Genomic DNA, 16,936 nt, shown 5'->3' on the forward strand with positions numbered 1-16,936 from the left:
TCACCGTGTGCACTGCGGACTGAGGAGTACAGTGGATCCATCGTGCACCGCGCGCACGGCTCCGCGCCGTCGCACCTCGCACCTCCAGCACCGCACCCCACTGCCCCACCACGGAAGGATCCACCTCATGATCGCTCGTGCCCTCACGGTCGCCGGCTCGGACGTCTCCGGCGGCGCGGGCCTGGCCGCCGACCTCAAGATGTTCGAGGAGTACGGCGTGTTCGGCACCGCCGCCGTGACGTGCATCGTCACCTTCGACCCCGAGGACGGGTTCAACCACGTCATCGAGTTCATCGAGCCCGAGGTCGTCAACCGCCAGCTCGACTCCGCGCTCGCCGTCCACGACTTCGACGTCATCAAGTCCGGCATGCTCGGCTCCGTCGACTCCGCGCTCGTCCTCGCCGAGCGCCTGCGCGACAACCACCTGCCCTACGTGTTCGACCCGGTCCTCGTGTGCAAGGGCGCGGGCACCATGGTCGACCTCAAGGACCTCTTCGTCGAGAACCTCGTCCCGCTCGCCACGGTGATCACCCCGAACCTCGAGGAGGCCGCGACCCTGACCGGCACGGCCGAGCTCACGAGCGTCGAGGACATGGTCGACGCGGCCCGGGCGATCCACTCGATGGGTGCGAAGAACGTCGTCGTCAAGGGCGGCGCCCGCCTCGCCGGCGAGGATGCGGTCGACGTGCTGTTCGACGGCGAGTCGGTCACGGTGTTCGCCACGAAGAAGGTCAACGACCACCTCGTCAACGGCGCCGGCTGCTCGTTCGCCTCGGCGATCGCTGCGGGGCTGGCCACCGGACTCGCCGTGCCCGAGGCGGTCGCGCGGGCCAAGGAGACCGTCGCCCACGGCATCGCCGCGGCGATCGAGAACGCGACCGGCGTCCGCTCGCTCCTCCACCCCGCCGTCCGCTGCTTCCCGCACGCGGACATCACCGTCACGCGCAGCTGACCGGCCGTCGCACCCTTTCGGTGCGCAGTCGGCAGCGGTGAATAGCGCAGGGCCCCGGGATTCGATCCCGGGGCCCTGCGCTCGTCTCAGGCGTGCGTCACTTGCGCTTGCCGAAGCCCTTGTAGCGGTCCTTGAACTTCTCGACGCGGCCGGCGGAGTCGAGGATGCGCTGCTTGCCGGTGTAGAACGGGTGCGAGGCCGAGGAGATCTCGACGTCGATGAGCGGGTAGGTGTTCCCGTCCTCCCACTCGATGGTCTTGTCGCTCTTCACGGTGGAGCGGGTGAGGAACTTGGTGCCGGAGGAGAGGTCGTTGAACACGACGACGTCGTACTCCGGGTGGATGTCCTTCTTCATGAATGTCCTTCGCGTTGAATTCCTGTGAGCCCTGATGCGGATCCTCATCCGCCTGCCAGTGCTCAAATTCGTGTGCTCGGATCCTGCTCGGATCCGGTCCGGTCCCACGGAGGACCGACGATCCACTATACCGGACGCGTCGAACCGGGGCGAACCCGAACACGCCGACCGATCATGACACCGCGCCTGCACCTGCACGCCGGCCTGTCCTATCGTGGGTGCCATGACCTGGAGCATCCTGCCCGACACCGTGACCGCCGTGCCTGCCAGCGACACCCCCGAGCTCGTCGCCGCTCCCACCGCCGAGGCGCTCGCCGCGCTCCCGGCGGATCTCACCGCCGAGGTGTTCCCCATCGACCCGGACCTCGCGGACACCGCAGCCCTCACCGAGGCCTACGGCCTGGCCCCGGAGCACTCCGCGAACTGCGTCCTCGTCGCCGGCACCCGCGCGGGCGACGAGCGCATCGCCGCCTGCCTCGTGCTCGCCCACACCCGCGCCGACGTCAACAAGCGGGTCCGCAAGCTCCTCGACGTCCGCAAGGCCTCGTTCCTGCCGATGGACCGGGCGGTCGAGGAATCGGGCATGGAGTACGGGGGCATCGGGCCGATCGGCCTCCCGGAGGGCTACCGGCTGCTCGTCGACTCCCGAGTCATCGCGGCCGACGAGGTGATCATCGGCTCGGGCATCCGGGGTTCGAAGATCATCCTCCCCGGGTCCGAGCTCGCACGCCTCCCCGGCGCCGAGGTGATCGAGGACCTCGCGCTCGAGGTGTGAGCGCGAGCCGGCTCAGAGCGCGATCCCCTCGGCGGGGAGGCCGGCGCGCTGCAGGATGAACTCGATGAGCGGCAGATAGAGCTGCGGCTCGATGTCGTCGTCGAGCGGGACGGCGACCTCGACCTGGCCCTGCGCCTCGGCGACGAACAGGGCCGGATCGTTGCAGTCGGCGAAGCCGATCGCGCGCAGGCCCTGCCCGCCGGCGTACCCGGCCCAGCCGTGGTCGGCGACGACGAGGTCCGGCGGTGCCTCGCCGCGGCGGCTGAGCTCGGCCAGCAGATGCGCCACCGGTTCGGGCGAGTGGGTGTGCGGTACGCCGCCGTGCTGGTGCCAGACCCATACCCCGCCGAGGTGCCGGACGTCTCCCCCATCGGTGTCGACGGTGATCGGTCCGGTGGCGCGGACGACCTCGGCCCCGGCGGCCTCCGCGGCCCGGGCGAAGGCCTGGTGGACGGGCACCATGCCGGCCGGGTGGCCGGAGCCGAAGAGGATCCGTCCGCCGCCGCGCGCGACCTCGCCGAGCACCGCCGCGAAGCGCGCGGAGGCCGCGAGGCACAGCGCGGTCGAGATCGTGTCCTGACCGGCGGTGTGCGCCCGATCTGCGGAGATTCCGACCCGGCCGACCATGAGGTCGAAGACAGCGTCGTAGTCCCAGTCGCGGGTGAGCGGCACGCCGAAGTGGAAGTGCGTCTCCTGGTCGAGGAACCGCTGGATGTGGGACAGGTTGCCCTCGCGCGGCGTGCCGACCTCCCCGGTGATCCGGGCGGCCTCGAGGGCGCGGGTGAGCTCCGGCGCGGTCTGCTCAGTCGGATCGGTGCGGTCAGTTCGTCGGTTCTGCATCGTCGTCTCCGGGATTCGCTCGGATGGTCTCGCTCGATCGCTGAGTCTCGCTCTGCGGCGTGTCCACGCTCGGCTGCAGCGCGTAGCAGGCCACAGCCGTCGCGGCGGCGACGTTGAGCGAGTCGACGCCGTGGCCCATGGGGATGAGGACGGTCGAGCGCGCCGCCGCGATCGTCCTGCGCTGCAGTCCGTCGCCCTCGGTGCCCATGATGAGCGCTGTGCGCGCAGGAGCCCGCGCGGCGAACTCCCGCAGCGGCACCGAGTCGTCCTCGAGCGCGAGCGCGGCGGTGTGGAAGCCGAGCTCGTGGAGCCGGTCGATGTCGGCCGGCCAGGAGTCGAGACGCGTCCACGGGACCTGGAACACCGTGCCCATCGACACCCGGATCGCCCGGCGGTAGAGCGGGTCGGCGCTGCGTGGGGTGATGAGCACGGCATCGACGCCCAGGCCCGCCGCGGAGCGGAAGATCGCGCCGAGGTTGGAGGCGGTCACAGAGTGTTCTGGAGCGTTTCGGACCCGTGAGCTCGGTTCCTTCCGGTCGACACACCGATGAACTGAGCATTACGTCTCCGCAGGTCAGAAGGAAAATATGGCCGCTCGGTCGTCATCGTCGGCCGGCTTGGAGCGTTCAATAAACCCTATGCACCTCACTCCCCCACCCACTGCCATGCTGCGACTGCACAGCAGCGACCTGAGCTTGGGCTGATGGCGCTCATTGTACTCGTCCGGGTCGGGGCAGACCCTCAGGACGCGAGATTGCAACGGCAAGCACTCGAGCCGATCTGCTCGCGTCTCTTCGAGGCGACAGCATCGCGTCGACGCCTGATCAAGAACCGCCCCGGGCTCCTCGCTGCTGTGGCGGAGGTCGGCGACGGGGATGCACTCACCGTGACCCGCGCACGGAGCCTGAGCACGAGCATGGTCGACGGACTCGAGACACTGCTGGGCCTCATTGACCGAGGAGTAACAGTGAAGGTCCTCGTTGGCCTGGCCGCGGGCGAGCACACCGGAGACTCGGAGCTTCTCGCTGACATCCGCGAGCTCAGACAACTACGTCGTGAGCTTCAAAGCTCCCGCATCCGGGCCGGCATCCAGACGGCGCGGGAACACGGAGGCAGCCACGGCCGACCACGCACCATTAGCGACGAGACGCAGCGCGAGATTAGGATGCGGAGAGATCGAGGCGAGTCGTTGCGCAGCATCGCCGGAAGCGCTGGCGTGTCGATCGGAACCGCCCATCGCGTGCTGACGCAACGAGGGCCTAGTCAGGGGACGTTGTCCCCTCGGCCGTGAGCTGAGTCGGTAGCGCCATTGCCGCGTGGTGGAGCAATAGCTAGGAGACGGATGACCGAGGATGAGGCACGCGCGGCAGCGCGGGCATTGCGCCCCCACGGCGGGAGCGATCCGCTGACGCTGGCGGAGCTCGAGCAGTACCTCGCCGCGGCGGCTGACCTGCTGCGCGGCAGCATCGACCAGGCCGACTTCAAGGCGTACATTTTCCCGCTGATGTTCTTCAAGCGGATCAGCGACGTCTACCTCGAGGAGTACGCCCAAGCGCTGGACGAGTCCGGGGGCGACCACGAGTTCGCCCTGTTCGCGGAGAACCACCGCTTCGTGATCCCTCCCGGAAGCCTCTGGGACGACGTGCGCACCCACACAGCGAACATCGGCACCGCCTTGCAGACTGCGTTGCGTGAGATCGAGAAAGCGAACCCCGAGACGCTGTACGGCATCTTCGGCAACGCCAGCTGGACCAACAAGGACAAGCTGCCCGACCGCAAGCTCGCCGATCTCTTCGAGCACTTCTCGAGCAAGGCGCTGACCAACGCCGCTGTGCCGCCCGACGTGTTCGGCAACGCGTACGAGTACCTCATCAAAAGGTTCGCCGACCAGTCGAACAAGAAGGCCGGTGAGTACTACACGCCGCGCTCGGTGGTCGGCCTGCTCGTCACCATCCTCAACCCCACCGAAGGCGAGACGGTCTACGACCCGGCCTGCGGCACCGGCGGCATGCTGATCGAGGTCATCGAGCACGTGAAGACCGCCGGCGGCAGCCCCAAGACTCTCTGGGGCAAGCTCTACGGCCAGGAGAAAGTGCTCGCGACCTCTGCGATCGCACGGATGAACCTGCTGCTCCACGGCGTCGAAGACTTCAAGATCGTCCGCGAGGACACGCTGCGCAACCCCGCTTTCTACACGGGAAACAACCTCGCGCAGTTCGACTGCGTCGTCGCCAACCCGCCGTTCTCACTTAAGAACTGGGGCGAGCCCGAATGGGCGTCCGACAAATGGGGCCGGAACGCACGTGGTGGTGTCCCACCAAAGGGGTATGCCGACTGGGCCTGGGTCCAGCACATGCTCACCTCCGCGAAACCGAAGACTGGACGCGTCGCCGTCGTCCTGCCCCAGGGGGCGCTCTTCCGGCAGGGCGCTGAGGCGCGGATCCGCACCCACGTGCTCGAGTCAGACCTCGTCGACGCGGTCATCGGGTTGGCTCCCAACCTGTTCTACGGCACGGGCCTCGCCGCCTGTGTACTGATCCTTCGACAGGAGAAGCAACCGGAGGAGAAACGCAAGGTGCTCTTCATCAACGGTGAAGACCTGTTCAAGCGCGGACGCAACCAGAACACCCTCGAACCCGAGCATGCCCAGCAGATCCTTGACGCCTATGAGCTCCACGCTGACATCGAGGGCCGCTCCCGTGTCGTCGATCTGGCCGAGATCGAGAGCAACGACTACAACCTCAACATCCCGCTGTACGTCGCCCCACCTGACATCGGCGAGAAGCTCACGCTCGCGGACGCTCTCGCGAATCTCGAAACGGCGCACGCCGAGGCGACCAGGACGCGTGCTGCGCTGGAGGCCGAGCTGACGAAGTGGGGGCTGTCCGTATGAGCACCAGAATCACACAGCGCGAGCTCGAGAACTACCTGTGGGGCGCGGCGATCGTGCTCCGTGGGCTGATTGACGCCGGCGACTATAAGCAGTACATCTTCCCGCTGGTCTTCTTGAAGCGGATCTCCGACGTCTACGACGAGGAGCACGCCGCCGCGATGGAGGTATACGACGACGACGAGGAGCTCGCCGACCTCCCAGAGAACCACCGCTTCGCCATCCCCCACGGCTGCCACTGGGACGACATCCGAGGCGTCACCCAGAACATCGGAACCACGCTCCTTCACGCCATGCGGTCCATCGAGAAGGCCAACCCCGACACACTCCCCGGCGTCTTCGGTGACGGCGACTGGGGCAATAAGGACCTGCTCCCGGACTCGACGCTGGCCGACCTCATCGAGCACCTCTCCACCAAGACGCTCTCGATCACCAACCTGCCCGAGGACGAGCTCGGCAACGGGTACGAGTACCTGATCAAGAAATTCGCGGACGACTCCGGTCACACCGCGCAGGAGTTTTACACCAACCGCACGCTCGTGCACCTGATGACGATGATGCTCGAGCCCCAACCGGGTGAGTCTGTATACGACCCCACTTGCGGCACGGGCGGCATGCTCATCTCCACCGCCGCCGAATTGAAGCGGCAGGGCAAGGAGTGGCGGAATCTGCGCCTCTACGGCCAGGAGCTCAACTACGGGACATCCGCCATCGCGCGGATGAACCTGTTCCTGCACGGCATCACAGACGGCCACATCGCCCACGGTGACACCCTCAGCCGGCCGGCGTTCCTAGACGGCAAGGGCCGTCTGCAGACGTTCGACGTTGTGCTGGCAAACCCGCCCTACTCCATCAAGGCGTGGAACCGCACCGCGTTCGCCAAGGACCCGTACGGCCGCAACGTCTGGGGCGTGCCGCCGCAGGGACGCGCCGATTACGCGTTCTTCCAGCACATCGCCAAGAGTCTCGACCCCGATACGGGCCGCGCTGCGATCCTCTTCCCCCACGGGGTGCTCTTCCGGCGTGAAGAGGCATCTCTGCGTGAAGCACTGGTCAAATCCGACCTCATCGAGTGCGTGCTCGGGCTCGGTGCCGGACTGTTCTACAACAGCCCCATGGAGGCCGTGGTCGTCACGCTCCGCGCCAGTAAGCCCGCCGAGCACAAGGGCAAAGTGCTGTTCATCAACGCGGTCAACGAAGTCGCCCGCGAGCAGGCGCAGTCGTTCCTGCGAGACTCCCATCAGCAGAAAGTGCTGGAGGCGTACCGCGCTTTCGCCGACATCGACCAGTTCGCAGCCGTCGCCTCACTCGCCCAGATTGCCGACGAGGGTCACAGCCTCGCGATTCCGCTGTACGTCGCCGGAGCCTCAGCCACCCTCGCGGGAGACCAGCTCGACGTCACAGATGCGGTTGCTGATTGGCGAGCGTCTGCTGCTGTAGCCGACGCGGCGATCGACGACGTACTCGCGTTCCTGCGAGCAGAGGTGACGGCATGATGTTGAACCTCGACAAGTCCGCCTGGAAGCGGGTGGCATTCGGCGACGTCGTCCGCAATGTCAATGAGACCGTCCGTGATCTCGAGGCGGCCGGCATCGACCGGATCATCGCGATGGAGCATTTGGACCCCGGCGAGCTGAAGGTCAGCCGTTGGGGATCCACCGATGCCGGCAGGACCTTCACTCGACGGGTCAAACCCGGACAGACGCTCTTCGGCAAGCGCCGTGCCTACCAGCGAAAGGCCGCCTACGCCGAGTTCGACGCCATCTGCTCCGGCGACATCTACACCTTCGATGCCGATGAGACGCAGCTTCGCAGAGACTTGCTCCCCTTCATTGTGCAGTCGGAGGGCTTCTTCGAGCATGCTCTCGGCACGTCGGCTGGTTCTCTGTCGCCACGCACCAACTGGCGCGACCTCAAGGACTTTGAGTTCAACCTCCCATCCTTCGAGGAACAGACGCGCATGGCCGACCTCCTCTGGGCCATCGAGCGTCATAAACGCACCCTTGCGGACGAGGTCGAATCGGTCCAAGGTGTCCTTGCGCGCGTCGCGGCTACACGGCTCAGCGCCCTACCCACTACAGCGCGACTGGGGGATCTCACGACGACGCGGTCCGGGCCTTCGTTTCCAGCATCGGATGTTCACGGTGAATCCGTCGAAGGATCGGTGCCTGTCATTGGTATCCCTAACACGAAGCCTGACGGAACGATCGATCTCGAAGGCGTCGGCCATGTGACTGGACTTCCCGCCAGTGTTAGCACAATCGACGAGTCGAGCCTCATCCTGATTCGCACTAATGGAAACCGACAGCGGATCGGGAACGTATACATCCCGCCCGAAGCGGCGCACGGGCATGCGGTGTCCGCGTTCCAGTTCCTTATGCGGGCGAACGACATGTCCGACAGGGATTATCTCTTCTGGGTCCTGAGCGAGGCGGGGATGCAGCACCGCATGAGTGACGCAGCCTCGGGGACTGTCGGCTTGGGCAACCTCGCCGTTCGCTGGCTCAACGAGCTTGAAATTCCCTGGACGGAACTCCCCGAAGAGAGAAGAGCATTTGTCGAGACCCTCGGCACGCTGAGGGACGGTCTCGCACGCCTTCGTGCCGAAGTCGCTGCTGTCACCGCCGTCGGCAAAGTGGTTCTCGGAGAGATGCTTGGAGGCAGCTGATGGCCCAGTTCAACGAAGCGAATTCTGTGCGCGACCTCATCCGGGACCTAGTGAAATCCGACGACGTCCAGTTTTTGCCGGGCAACGAGCTTCCGCGTCGTACCGACGAGGTGATGCTCGAAGGTGTGCTGGAGGGAGCGCTTGTCCGGCTGAATCCGGAGATCGAGGCGGACCCCGCGAAGGCGGACGAAGTCATCTACAACCTCCGTGCGATCCTGATCGCTGCCCGGAACAGCCCGCATCCAGTGGTGGCCAACGAGGAGTTCATGGCGTGGCTGACTGGTCAGAAGTCGATGCCGTTCGGGCCGAACGGCGAGCACACGACGGTCCGGCTGATCGACTTCGACGACCTCGACGATGATTCGTCGAACCAGTGGATCGTCTCGACTGAGGTGACGTTCAAACAGGGAAGGCTCGAGAAGCGCTTTGACCTGGTGCTCTGGTGCAATGGCCTGCCCTTGGTGGTGGGTGAGGCGAAGACGCCGATCCGGCCGGCGTACACCTGGATCGACGGGGCCGCGCAGATCCACGACGACTACGCGCAGAGCGTCCCGCAGTTCTTCGTGCCCAACGTGTTCTCGTTCGCGACCGAGGGCAAGGACTTCCGTTACGGCACCATTGGCATGCCGATCGAGCTGTGGGGCCCCTGGCGCGACGACCCCACCGATGAGGATGCGCCGGCGAAGATCGGTCTCGTCGCGGTCCAAGAGGCCGTCGAAGGAGTACTCACTCCCCGTGCGGTCCTGGATTTTCTGCGGTTCTTCACCCTTTACGCGACTGACAAGAAGCACCGCAAGATCAAGATCATCGCGCGGTTCCAGCAGTTCCAGGCGACCAATCTGATCGTCGACCGGGTTCTGCTCGGCAAGGTCAAGCAGGGCCTGATCTGGCACTTCCAGGGCTCGGGCAAGTCACTGCTCATGGTCTTCACCGCGCTCAAACTGCGCGCGATGGCCGAGCTGACGAACCCGACGATCCTGATCGTGGTCGACCGCATCGACCTGGACACCCAGATCACGGGCACCTTCAACGCCTCGGACGTCCCGGGCTTGGTGTCGACCGACTCTCGGGCCCAGCTCCAGACGCTGCTCAGCCAGGGAGCTCGGAAGATCATCATCACCACGATCCACAAGTTCGGCGAGGCACCTGGCGTCCTCGACGCCCGGCAGAACATCATCGCGATGGTCGACGAGGCCCACCGCTCGCAAGAGGGCGACTACGGGCAGAAGATGCGTGAGGCCCTACCCAACGCGTACCTCTTCGGCCTGACGGGCACGCCGATCAACCGACGCGACCGCAACACCTTCAAGTGGTTCGGCGCACCCGAGGACGAGGGCGGCTACCTGTCGCGGTACTCATTCCAGGACTCCATCCGCGACGGTGCGACCCTTCCGTTGCACTTCGAACCACGACTCTCAGAAATCCACATCGACCAGGAGGCGATCGACGCGGCGTTCGAGGAACTCGCCACGGATCGCGATCTGTCCGAGAGCGACAAGATCACCCTCTCGAAGAAGGCGGCCTCGATCGAGGTGCTGATCAAGACGCCCTCGCGCATCGCGAAGATCGCTGCCGACATCGCCGCCCACTTCCAATCCAAAGTGGAGCCCCAGGGTTTCAAGGCGCAGGTCGTCGCTTACGACAAGGCCTCCTGCGTCGCGTACAAGAATGAGCTCGACAAGCACCTCGGGCCCGAGGCATCAACCATCGTCATGTCGAAGACCCGAGGTGACTCGCCCGACTGGGCCAAGTGGACCCCAGGTGCCGAGGAGCTTGAGCAGGTCGTCGCGCGGTTCAATGACCCGAGCGACCCGCTCAAGATCATCATCGTGACGGCGAAGCTGCTGACCGGGTTCGACGCTCCGATCCTCTACTGCCAGTACCTCGACAAGCCGCTGAAGGAGCACACGCTGCTCCAAGCGATCACTCGCACCAACCGCGTGTACCCGCCGGACAAGACCCACGGCCTGATCGTCGACTACCTCGGCATCTTCGACGACGTCGCCCGATCCCTCTCCTTCGACGAGCAGGCTGTCCGGGAGGTCGTCTCCAACATCGAGGAGCTCAAGACTCAACTCGCACCGGCGATGGCTGCCGCACTCGCATTCTTCCCCGGTGTCGACCGCACCGTCGGCGGGTACGAAGGCCTCGTCCAGGCACAATCCGCGATCGCCGACGACGTCACGAAGGACGCTTTCGGAGCCGCCTACAGCGTGGTGTCACAGCTGTGGGAGGCACTCAGTCCAGACCCCATGCTGGGCGAACATCGCGATGACTACCGCTGGCTCTCGGATGTCTATGAGTCGGTGCGCCCCTCGGACATCACGGGCCGTCTCGTGTGGCACGCGCTCGGAGCCAAGACAATCGACCTGATCAACGAGCACGTCGCCGTCGAGATCCCGCAGAACACAGAGACGATCGTGCTCGACGCTCAGACGATCGAAGACCTCATGACTGGTCGGCGCACCGACATCCCCACCGAAGAGATCGAGCGTCAGATCACCGCACGCATCGCGCGGCACCTGCATAACCCGGTCTTCGTCGAACTCGGCCAGCGCCTCAACGACCTGCGCGAGCGCTACGCCGACATCCAACAGTCCAGCCTCGACTTCCTTCGAGAGCTTCTCGAACTCGCCCGCGACACCGTTGCTGCCGAGAAAGCAGCCGACGAGGTGCCCCGCGAAGAGCAGGGCAAGGCGGCACTGACCGAGCTGTTCGACGCCCTCAAAGGCGATCAGACCCCGATCATCGTCGAGAACGTCGTCAACCGGATCGACGAGGTCGTCCGTGGGGTCCGCTTCGAGGGGTGGCAGTCCACGATCCGCGGCGACCAAGAGGTCCGCCAAGCTCTGCGGAAGACGCTCTACGTCCAGTTCAAGATCCGCGACAACGACGTTTTCGAGAAAGCCCTCGGCTACGTCCGGGAGTACTACTGATGAGAGTGCGACAGTTCCGCCTGGAGAGGTATCGATCCATCCTCAAGAGTGAGGGCATGGACCTTCGAACTATGACGGTTCTCGTCGGTCCAAACAACGAAGGAAAGTCGAACATCCTGCGTGGTCTCGTCGTTGGCCTACGTGCAATATCCGACATCGGCAAGGGCGCACCCTATCCCGCGCGCGGTCGCGGACGGCGGGATGACTGGGACTTCGAGACGTACACGTGGGAATCAGACATCCCCGATTCTGTCAGGTCAGCAAAACCGAACTCGGCAACGGTCCTCGAGTTCGACTTCGAGCTCAACGACGACGAGATTGAAGAATTCAAGGAACGAACGAAGAGCGCCAATAACGGCACATTGAAAGTTCGTCTGCGCCTGTACCGAGGACGGCGCGAGATGCAAATCATCAAACAGGGACCCGGCAGCAAGAAGATCAACGAGAAGAAGGTCGCCATTGCGAAGTTCATCTCGGACCAAGTTCGCGTGCAGTACATCCCTGCGTCTCGCCCAGCGTTTGAATCGGTCTCGTTGATGCGCGCCGAGGTGGGTTCTCGTCTCGCGGCGCTGGAAAGCGATCAAGAATACCGAAAGGCGCTGGAGGTCGTGCTCGAGCGCCGCAAGGATGCCCTATCACCGCTCGGCACGTCAGTCACTGATGCCCTTCGCCGCTTCCTCCCAAACGTGGAGTCAGTCGAGATCGAGCCGTCTGGGCGGGACTACTTTGGAGTGAATCCGTGGGCCTGGACAGAGTTCGACTTCATGGTCGACGACGGAGTGAAGACGCCTCTGGCGTCAAAGGGTGACGGGGTGCAGAGCCTTGCCGCGATCTCTTTGGCGCACTCATTGGCGCAGGCGAACAATAAGTCGGACCTAATCCTCGCAGTCGAAGAGCCTGAGGCCCATCTTCACCCCTCAGCGGTTCACGAGCTTCGCGCAGTTCTGGATGAGATTGCCCATGACCAGCAGGTGGTCATTACAACTCACAGCCCTCTCCTCGTGAGTCGTGGTGATGTCGCGGGCAACGTCATCATCAGGCAGAACCGTGCGGTCCAAGCGGGTTCACTCGGCCAGATCCGGGACATCCTCGGGGTACGGATCGAGGATAACCTTCAGTCGGCGAGCGTCGCCCTGCTAGTTGAAGGCCTCAGTGACAAAAGGATCATCCAGACGCTTCTGGCTGGCGAGAGCCCGATAATCCAGTCCGCGTTGACTGACGGCGCACTCCGGATAGAGATTACAACCGGCGCGAGCAATGTCGCTTACCAGTTCCGTCACTTCTACGACAGTGTCTGCCGCGTTCACGTACTACTAGACTCCGACGCTGCTGGGCGCAAGGCACTCGAAGCTCTCGAGAAGGAGCACGGCTTCAGCCATCTTGACGCGACCATGGTGAGGGTCGTCGACATGAACGACTCGGAGGTGGAAGATCTGCTCGACGAAGCATTTCTGGGACCGGACATCCTCGCTCGATTCAACGTGACCCTGGATCCTGCTCACACTCACCCGCAAAAGAAGTTCAAGCTGCGAATGCAAGACTACTTCGCAGGCTCGGGTCAAGGTTGGACTAAGGCGATCGAGGACGACCTCAAGACCCTCGTTGCCGATGCCGTCGAGCGCGATCCCGTCGCCGCCCTTCGAGCCGATCGAAGAGGGCCTCTCGATGCCCTCGTTCGCGAAATTGAATCCAAGCTAGAAGGGTCGTGAGCGTCCGCAGCGACCCGATTCCCTGCCCAATGGGCATTGGGGCGGCCACCGCCACGTAAGTTTCCTGTGACTACCGCGTCGCGTAGAACGCCACCGCCGCCGACGCTGCCACGTTCAACGAGTCCACCCCGTGCATCATCGGGATCGTCACTCGTCGGTCGAGCCGGCGGTCGGCCTGGCGCGTCAGGCCGTGGCCTTCTGTCCCGAACACCAGCGCGAGATGCGGGTGGTCCTCCGCGACCAGCTCGTCAAGCGTGATCGCGCCCTCCCCCAGCGTCATCCCGGCCACGACGTAGCCGTGCTGTTTAGCAGCGTCTTTCGGTAGCGTGTGTGTGGCGAACCGGTAGCGCGGGCGGGACGACCGGGTAGCGGCGATCCCGCCCGNGTAAGTCGCGGAGGCTGTCCGGCAGCGACGACCTATTTCTGACGCGGGCTGTTTAGCAGCGTCTTTCGGTAGCGTGTGTGTGGCGAACCGGTAGCGCGGGCGGGACGACCGGGTAGCGGCGATCCCGCCCGCGGTGCTGTTCAGTCGGCGGCGTCGAGTTTGGTGTGGCGACGCATGTTCGGGCCGGCGAGTTGGACCAGTTCGGCGTTGGACACGATCCGGTTGAGGATCGATTCCGCGATCACGGCGTCATGGAGTGATTTGTACCAGTCGGTGGGGTCGAACTGTGATGTGACGGCTGTCGAGCCTCGTCCCTCACGTGCGGCGAGAATGTTGAGGAGCTCGGCTGCGATCTCGGGGCTGATGGGCGTGGTGAGGAAGTCATCCAATACGAGCAGGTCGCACTCGTGCAGATTCTGGAGGAAGCGGAGCCGTCCTGGGTCGGAGTGGTGCTGGACGGCGAGCTGGTTGGCGAGGTCGTCAAGCCGATAGTATCTGGCTGTGTAGTCGCGTCTGCAGGCGGCGTTGACGAGGGCTTGAGCAAGATATGACTTCCCCACGCTCGAGGAACCCAAGATCACGAGGTTGGTGCAGCGATCGATCCAGCCGCACGATGCAAGCCTGGCGACGACGTCACGGTTCAGTGAGCGCCCATCGAGGTAGTGGATGTCCTCAACGCAGGCAGCCGGGTTCGGGGTGTGCGAGGCTTTCAAGAGCTTGAGCATCCGCCGTTCGCCGCGGGCCGTGCTCTCTCGTTCGAGGGCGTGTCTGATCTTCTGGGAGAAGGTCCACTCATCACAGTCGGGGTCGTTGGCGATCTCGATGACCGCTTCGCCGAAGGCGGTCATGCGCAGCTTCGTGAACAGGGGCATGTCATCAACACTCAGGTGCATGTCAAGCATCGTCAGCCTCCCGCGTGTTCTGCGCCGTGAGGGCTTCGAGGCTGAATGCAGAGATCCCTGCCAGGTGGGCCCCACTGGTGTCTCGACCTGCCGATGATGCCCGAGCAGCGGCGGTGCCAGGCGGTGCGGCCGGCAGCGTGCGAGGTCTTTCGTCCTGCTGAGCCTGCAGCGCGCTCGTGGTGTTCTTGACCGCGGTGTAGGTGATCTGGCGGTGCTCATCACTGTCGATGAGGTGTTGACATGCCTGTTCCAGCAGCACTCGGCCACGACGTTTGCCCAGGTCGAGGATGTTCATACACGAACGGAACCCCTGCGCCTCGATCTTCTTGCGATCGAGCAGGCGCTCCAGGGCTGCGACGGTGGCCGGGCCGACTTTCGCCGCCTGGCGGAGGAAGTAGGCGCGCGTCCACAGTCCCGCCGTCTCTGCCAGGTAGGCAGGTGCATGATCCGGGTCGGTGACGTAGCCGTTGCGATGCCTGCCTCGCCGGTGCCTGGCGACCACGTCCCCGCCGGCGAGGACCTCGACCTGGCTGCCGACGATGCGCACATCCACACTGACTCCCGCGAACTCGTACGGCACGGAATACTTGATCGTGTCGATCTGGATATGCCAGTCCCGATGCACCTTCGCTTTCCTCCAGACGACTGGCTCCCATCTGTGCTCGGGCAGTTCGAGCAGTTCCGGCTTCTCCGCCTCCGTGAACCAGGCGTGGCGGCTGCGTTCCTCACCGCGGAACGGGGTTCTGTGGTTGATCCACTCCACCCGTTCAGCGAGGGCTTCGTTGAGGTCATCGAGAGAGGCGAAGACCTGATCGGCGAGGTAGTGGATGGCCCAGCTCGTCACGACTTTCACACCGGCTTCGACATTGCCCTTATCCCGCGGAGCAGCTGAACGTGTGGGGACTGCAGCGCTGCGGTGATGCTCGAGGAACTGTGCGTAGGCTGCGTTGACGTCGCGTGTGCGTTCGGTCTTGCTGATCTGGTTCGACGCCGTCGAAGCATTGTCCGGGACGACCATGAGGGGCACACCGCCGATGAACTCGAATGCCCGCTGATGACCATCACACCAGGCAGACAGTTTCTCGTCGAGGTAGCCGCGGGCGTAGACGAATCCGGAGTAGGGCAGCGTCGCGACGAACACCGATACCCGGGTGCTCTCTCGTGTGATCGGGTCGAGCAGCTGCATCGGGGACCCGGCCCAATCGACTTGCATCGTGTGCCCGGGCACATGCCGGATGGGGGCGGTGAGATCATGCACGCGCACGTGCTCGGCGACGAGCTCGCAGAACCGGTCGTACCCGTAGTTACGCACGCCCGCGGGCGCATCGGTGTTGACGTACTTCGCCCAGAGCACTTTCAGTGGAGGCTTCTTCCGGCCCACTCTGGCTTGCACGATGGAGTCGAAGTCGATCGGGGCGAATTCGCCGGCGCTGCTCTTGCGGCCGTCGGAGAACAACCGGTCAAGATCCTCGGCGCTGAGCCCCTCGACGTCAGCAACGGTGCTCAAGCGGTGCTCGTCGAGGACGCGGCGAGCTCTGGCGATCGCGCGATGCGAACAGCTGGCCATCACCTCGATCTGCCGGTAGGAACGCTGCTGGATCAGCAACATCATGATGCGTCGGTAGTCGGCCATAGTCGGGGTCCTTCCATCCAGTGCAGCCTCCGTTGGCTGCAGGTGAAAGCAATCCTGGAACACAACACCCGCAAGCGCTACCGACTCCACCCGCCAGTGCTACCGGACCGTCCCACGCACGCTACCGAACCCCGCGGCTAAACACCGTGCTCCTTGATGAGGTCGATGTCGGCCGGCCAGGACTCGATGCGCGCCCAGGGGACCTGGAAGACCGTACCCATCGAGACGCGGATCGACCGGCGGTACAGCGGGTCCGCGCAGCTCGGGGTGACGAGGACGGCGTCCACGCCAATCGCCGCGGCTGATCTAAACGCGGCTCCAAGATTCGTATGATCGACGATGTTCTCGAAGATCGCGATCCGCGAGCGATGCTTCGGCCCTGACTCCCCTCCCTGCTGCTGCGGAGGTTTACGACCACCCACGTTCGTGTGGTCGACGATGTCCTCGACCACGACGACCCGCCGGGCATCCGCGAGCACCTCGGCGAGCGCGGGGAGCACCGGGCGGTGCACCGCGGCGAGCGCGCCCCGGTGGAGGTGGTAGCCGGTGAGCTGCTCGACGACGGCGTCCTCGCCGATGAACACCGGCGCGTGGGTCCCGGCGATGATCCCGGTGAGCGCGGCGAACCACTTGCGGGTCATGAGGAAGGAGCGCGGCACGTGGCCGGCGGCGATGGCGCGCTCGATGATCTTCGAGCTCTCCGCGATGAAGAGGCCCCGCTCGGGCTCGCGCAGGGTGCGCAGCCGCACGTCGGTGAGCCGGGTGTAGTCGGCGACCGCGGGGTCGTCGGCGGAGGTGAAGAAGCGGATCCGTGCGGCGGCGATGCCCGCGGACTCCGCGAGCGCGAGGATCTGCGCGTCGGTGAGCGCCGGCTTGCGCGGGGTGTTCATC

12 protein-coding genes and 3 pseudogenes are annotated in these 16,936 nt (G+C 64.8%); 8 read left to right on the plus strand and 7 right to left on the minus strand.

The window, feature by feature from the left end:
• Positions 1-127: 127 nt before the first annotated feature.
• Positions 128-952: a PfkB family carbohydrate kinase gene (locus ABD883_RS07275; protein ID WP_137319729.1), complete on the plus strand. Its 825-nt coding sequence runs from the start codon at positions 128-130 to the stop codon at positions 950-952.
• A gap of 97 nt (positions 953-1,049) precedes the next feature.
• Here ABD883_RS07275 and ABD883_RS07280 read toward each other — a convergent pair whose 3' ends face one another.
• Positions 1,050-1,307: a type B 50S ribosomal protein L31 gene (locus ABD883_RS07280; RefSeq protein WP_137319730.1), complete on the minus strand. Its 258-nt coding sequence runs from the start codon at positions 1,305-1,307 to the stop codon at positions 1,050-1,052.
• A 223-nt stretch (positions 1,308-1,530) separates the two neighbouring features.
• Here ABD883_RS07280 and ABD883_RS07285 point away from each other — a divergent pair, with 223 nt between their 5' ends.
• The gene (locus ABD883_RS07285) at positions 1,531-2,082 is read left to right on the plus strand and encodes a YbaK/EbsC family protein (RefSeq protein ID WP_345031069.1); all 552 of its coding nucleotides are present in this window, start codon (positions 1,531-1,533) and stop codon (positions 2,080-2,082) included.
• Positions 2,083-2,094: 12 nt separating this feature from the next.
• Here ABD883_RS07285 and ABD883_RS07290 read toward each other — a convergent pair whose 3' ends face one another.
• A complete protein-coding gene (locus ABD883_RS07290; protein ID WP_345031071.1) occupies positions 2,095-2,922 on the minus strand; it encodes a phosphatase in 828 nt (275 codons plus the stop codon).
• 73 nt (positions 2,923-2,995) lie between these two features.
• Positions 2,996-3,403 (minus strand): annotated as a pseudogene (locus tag ABD883_RS07295) (TrmH family RNA methyltransferase); the annotation flags it as partial.
• A 222-nt stretch (positions 3,404-3,625) separates the two neighbouring features.
• Between ABD883_RS07295 and ABD883_RS13775 the strand changes: the two are divergent.
• The 6 genes from ABD883_RS13775 to ABD883_RS07320 all read left to right on the plus strand — a co-directional run bounded on the left by ABD883_RS13775 (position 3,626) and on the right by ABD883_RS07320 (position 13,125).
• Complete coding sequence (locus ABD883_RS13775) at positions 3,626-4,213, plus strand: recombinase family protein (protein ID WP_360317511.1); 588 nt, start codon at positions 3,626-3,628, stop codon at positions 4,211-4,213.
• A gap of 51 nt (positions 4,214-4,264) precedes the next feature.
• The gene (locus ABD883_RS07300; protein ID WP_345031073.1) at positions 4,265-5,815 is read left to right on the plus strand and encodes a type I restriction-modification system subunit M; all 1,551 of its coding nucleotides are present in this window, start codon (positions 4,265-4,267) and stop codon (positions 5,813-5,815) included.
• Complete coding sequence (locus ABD883_RS07305; RefSeq protein ID WP_345031075.1) at positions 5,812-7,308, plus strand: type I restriction-modification system subunit M; 1,497 nt, start codon at positions 5,812-5,814, stop codon at positions 7,306-7,308. The genes ABD883_RS07300 and ABD883_RS07305 overlap by 4 nt, the downstream gene beginning before the upstream one ends.
• A complete protein-coding gene (locus ABD883_RS07310; protein WP_345031076.1) occupies positions 7,305-8,480 on the plus strand; it encodes a restriction endonuclease subunit S in 1,176 nt (391 codons plus the stop codon). Before ABD883_RS07305 ends, ABD883_RS07310 begins: the two co-directional genes overlap by 4 nt.
• Positions 8,480-11,416 (plus strand): type I restriction endonuclease subunit R, encoded by a 2,937-nt coding sequence (locus ABD883_RS07315; protein WP_345031078.1) that lies wholly within the window; start codon positions 8,480-8,482, stop codon positions 11,414-11,416. The genes ABD883_RS07310 and ABD883_RS07315 overlap by 1 nt, the downstream gene beginning before the upstream one ends.
• A gap of 71 nt (positions 11,417-11,487) precedes the next feature.
• Positions 11,488-13,125 carry an AAA family ATPase gene (locus tag ABD883_RS07320; protein ID WP_345031080.1) on the plus strand — a complete coding sequence of 546 codons (1,638 nt, stop codon included), beginning with the start codon at positions 11,488-11,490 and terminating at the stop codon, positions 13,123-13,125.
• A 70-nt stretch (positions 13,126-13,195) separates the two neighbouring features.
• Here ABD883_RS07320 and ABD883_RS07325 read toward each other — a convergent pair.
• From ABD883_RS07325 to ABD883_RS07340, 4 genes and pseudogenes are all read right to left on the minus strand, one after another.
• Positions 13,196-13,432 (minus strand): annotated as a pseudogene (locus ABD883_RS07325) (TrmH family RNA methyltransferase); the annotation flags it as partial.
• A 218-nt stretch (positions 13,433-13,650) separates the two neighbouring features.
• On the minus strand, positions 13,651-14,412 hold the full coding sequence (locus ABD883_RS07330; RefSeq protein WP_137319612.1) for an ATP-binding protein: 762 nt from the start codon (positions 14,410-14,412) through the stop codon (positions 13,651-13,653).
• Positions 14,405-16,045, minus strand: a complete 1,641-nt coding sequence (gene istA, locus ABD883_RS07335) for an IS21 family transposase (protein WP_345031083.1) — start codon at positions 16,043-16,045, stop codon at positions 14,405-14,407. Before istA ends, ABD883_RS07330 begins: the two co-directional genes overlap by 8 nt.
• Positions 16,046-16,188: 143 nt before the next feature.
• Positions 16,189-16,935 (minus strand): annotated as a pseudogene (locus ABD883_RS07340) (TrmH family RNA methyltransferase); the annotation flags it as partial.
• Position 16,936 lies beyond the last annotated feature (1 nt).

This window comes from Brevibacterium pityocampae, assembly GCF_039541555.1.
GTDB classification, from domain to species: domain Bacteria; phylum Actinomycetota; class Actinomycetes; order Actinomycetales; family Brevibacteriaceae; genus Brevibacterium; species Brevibacterium pityocampae.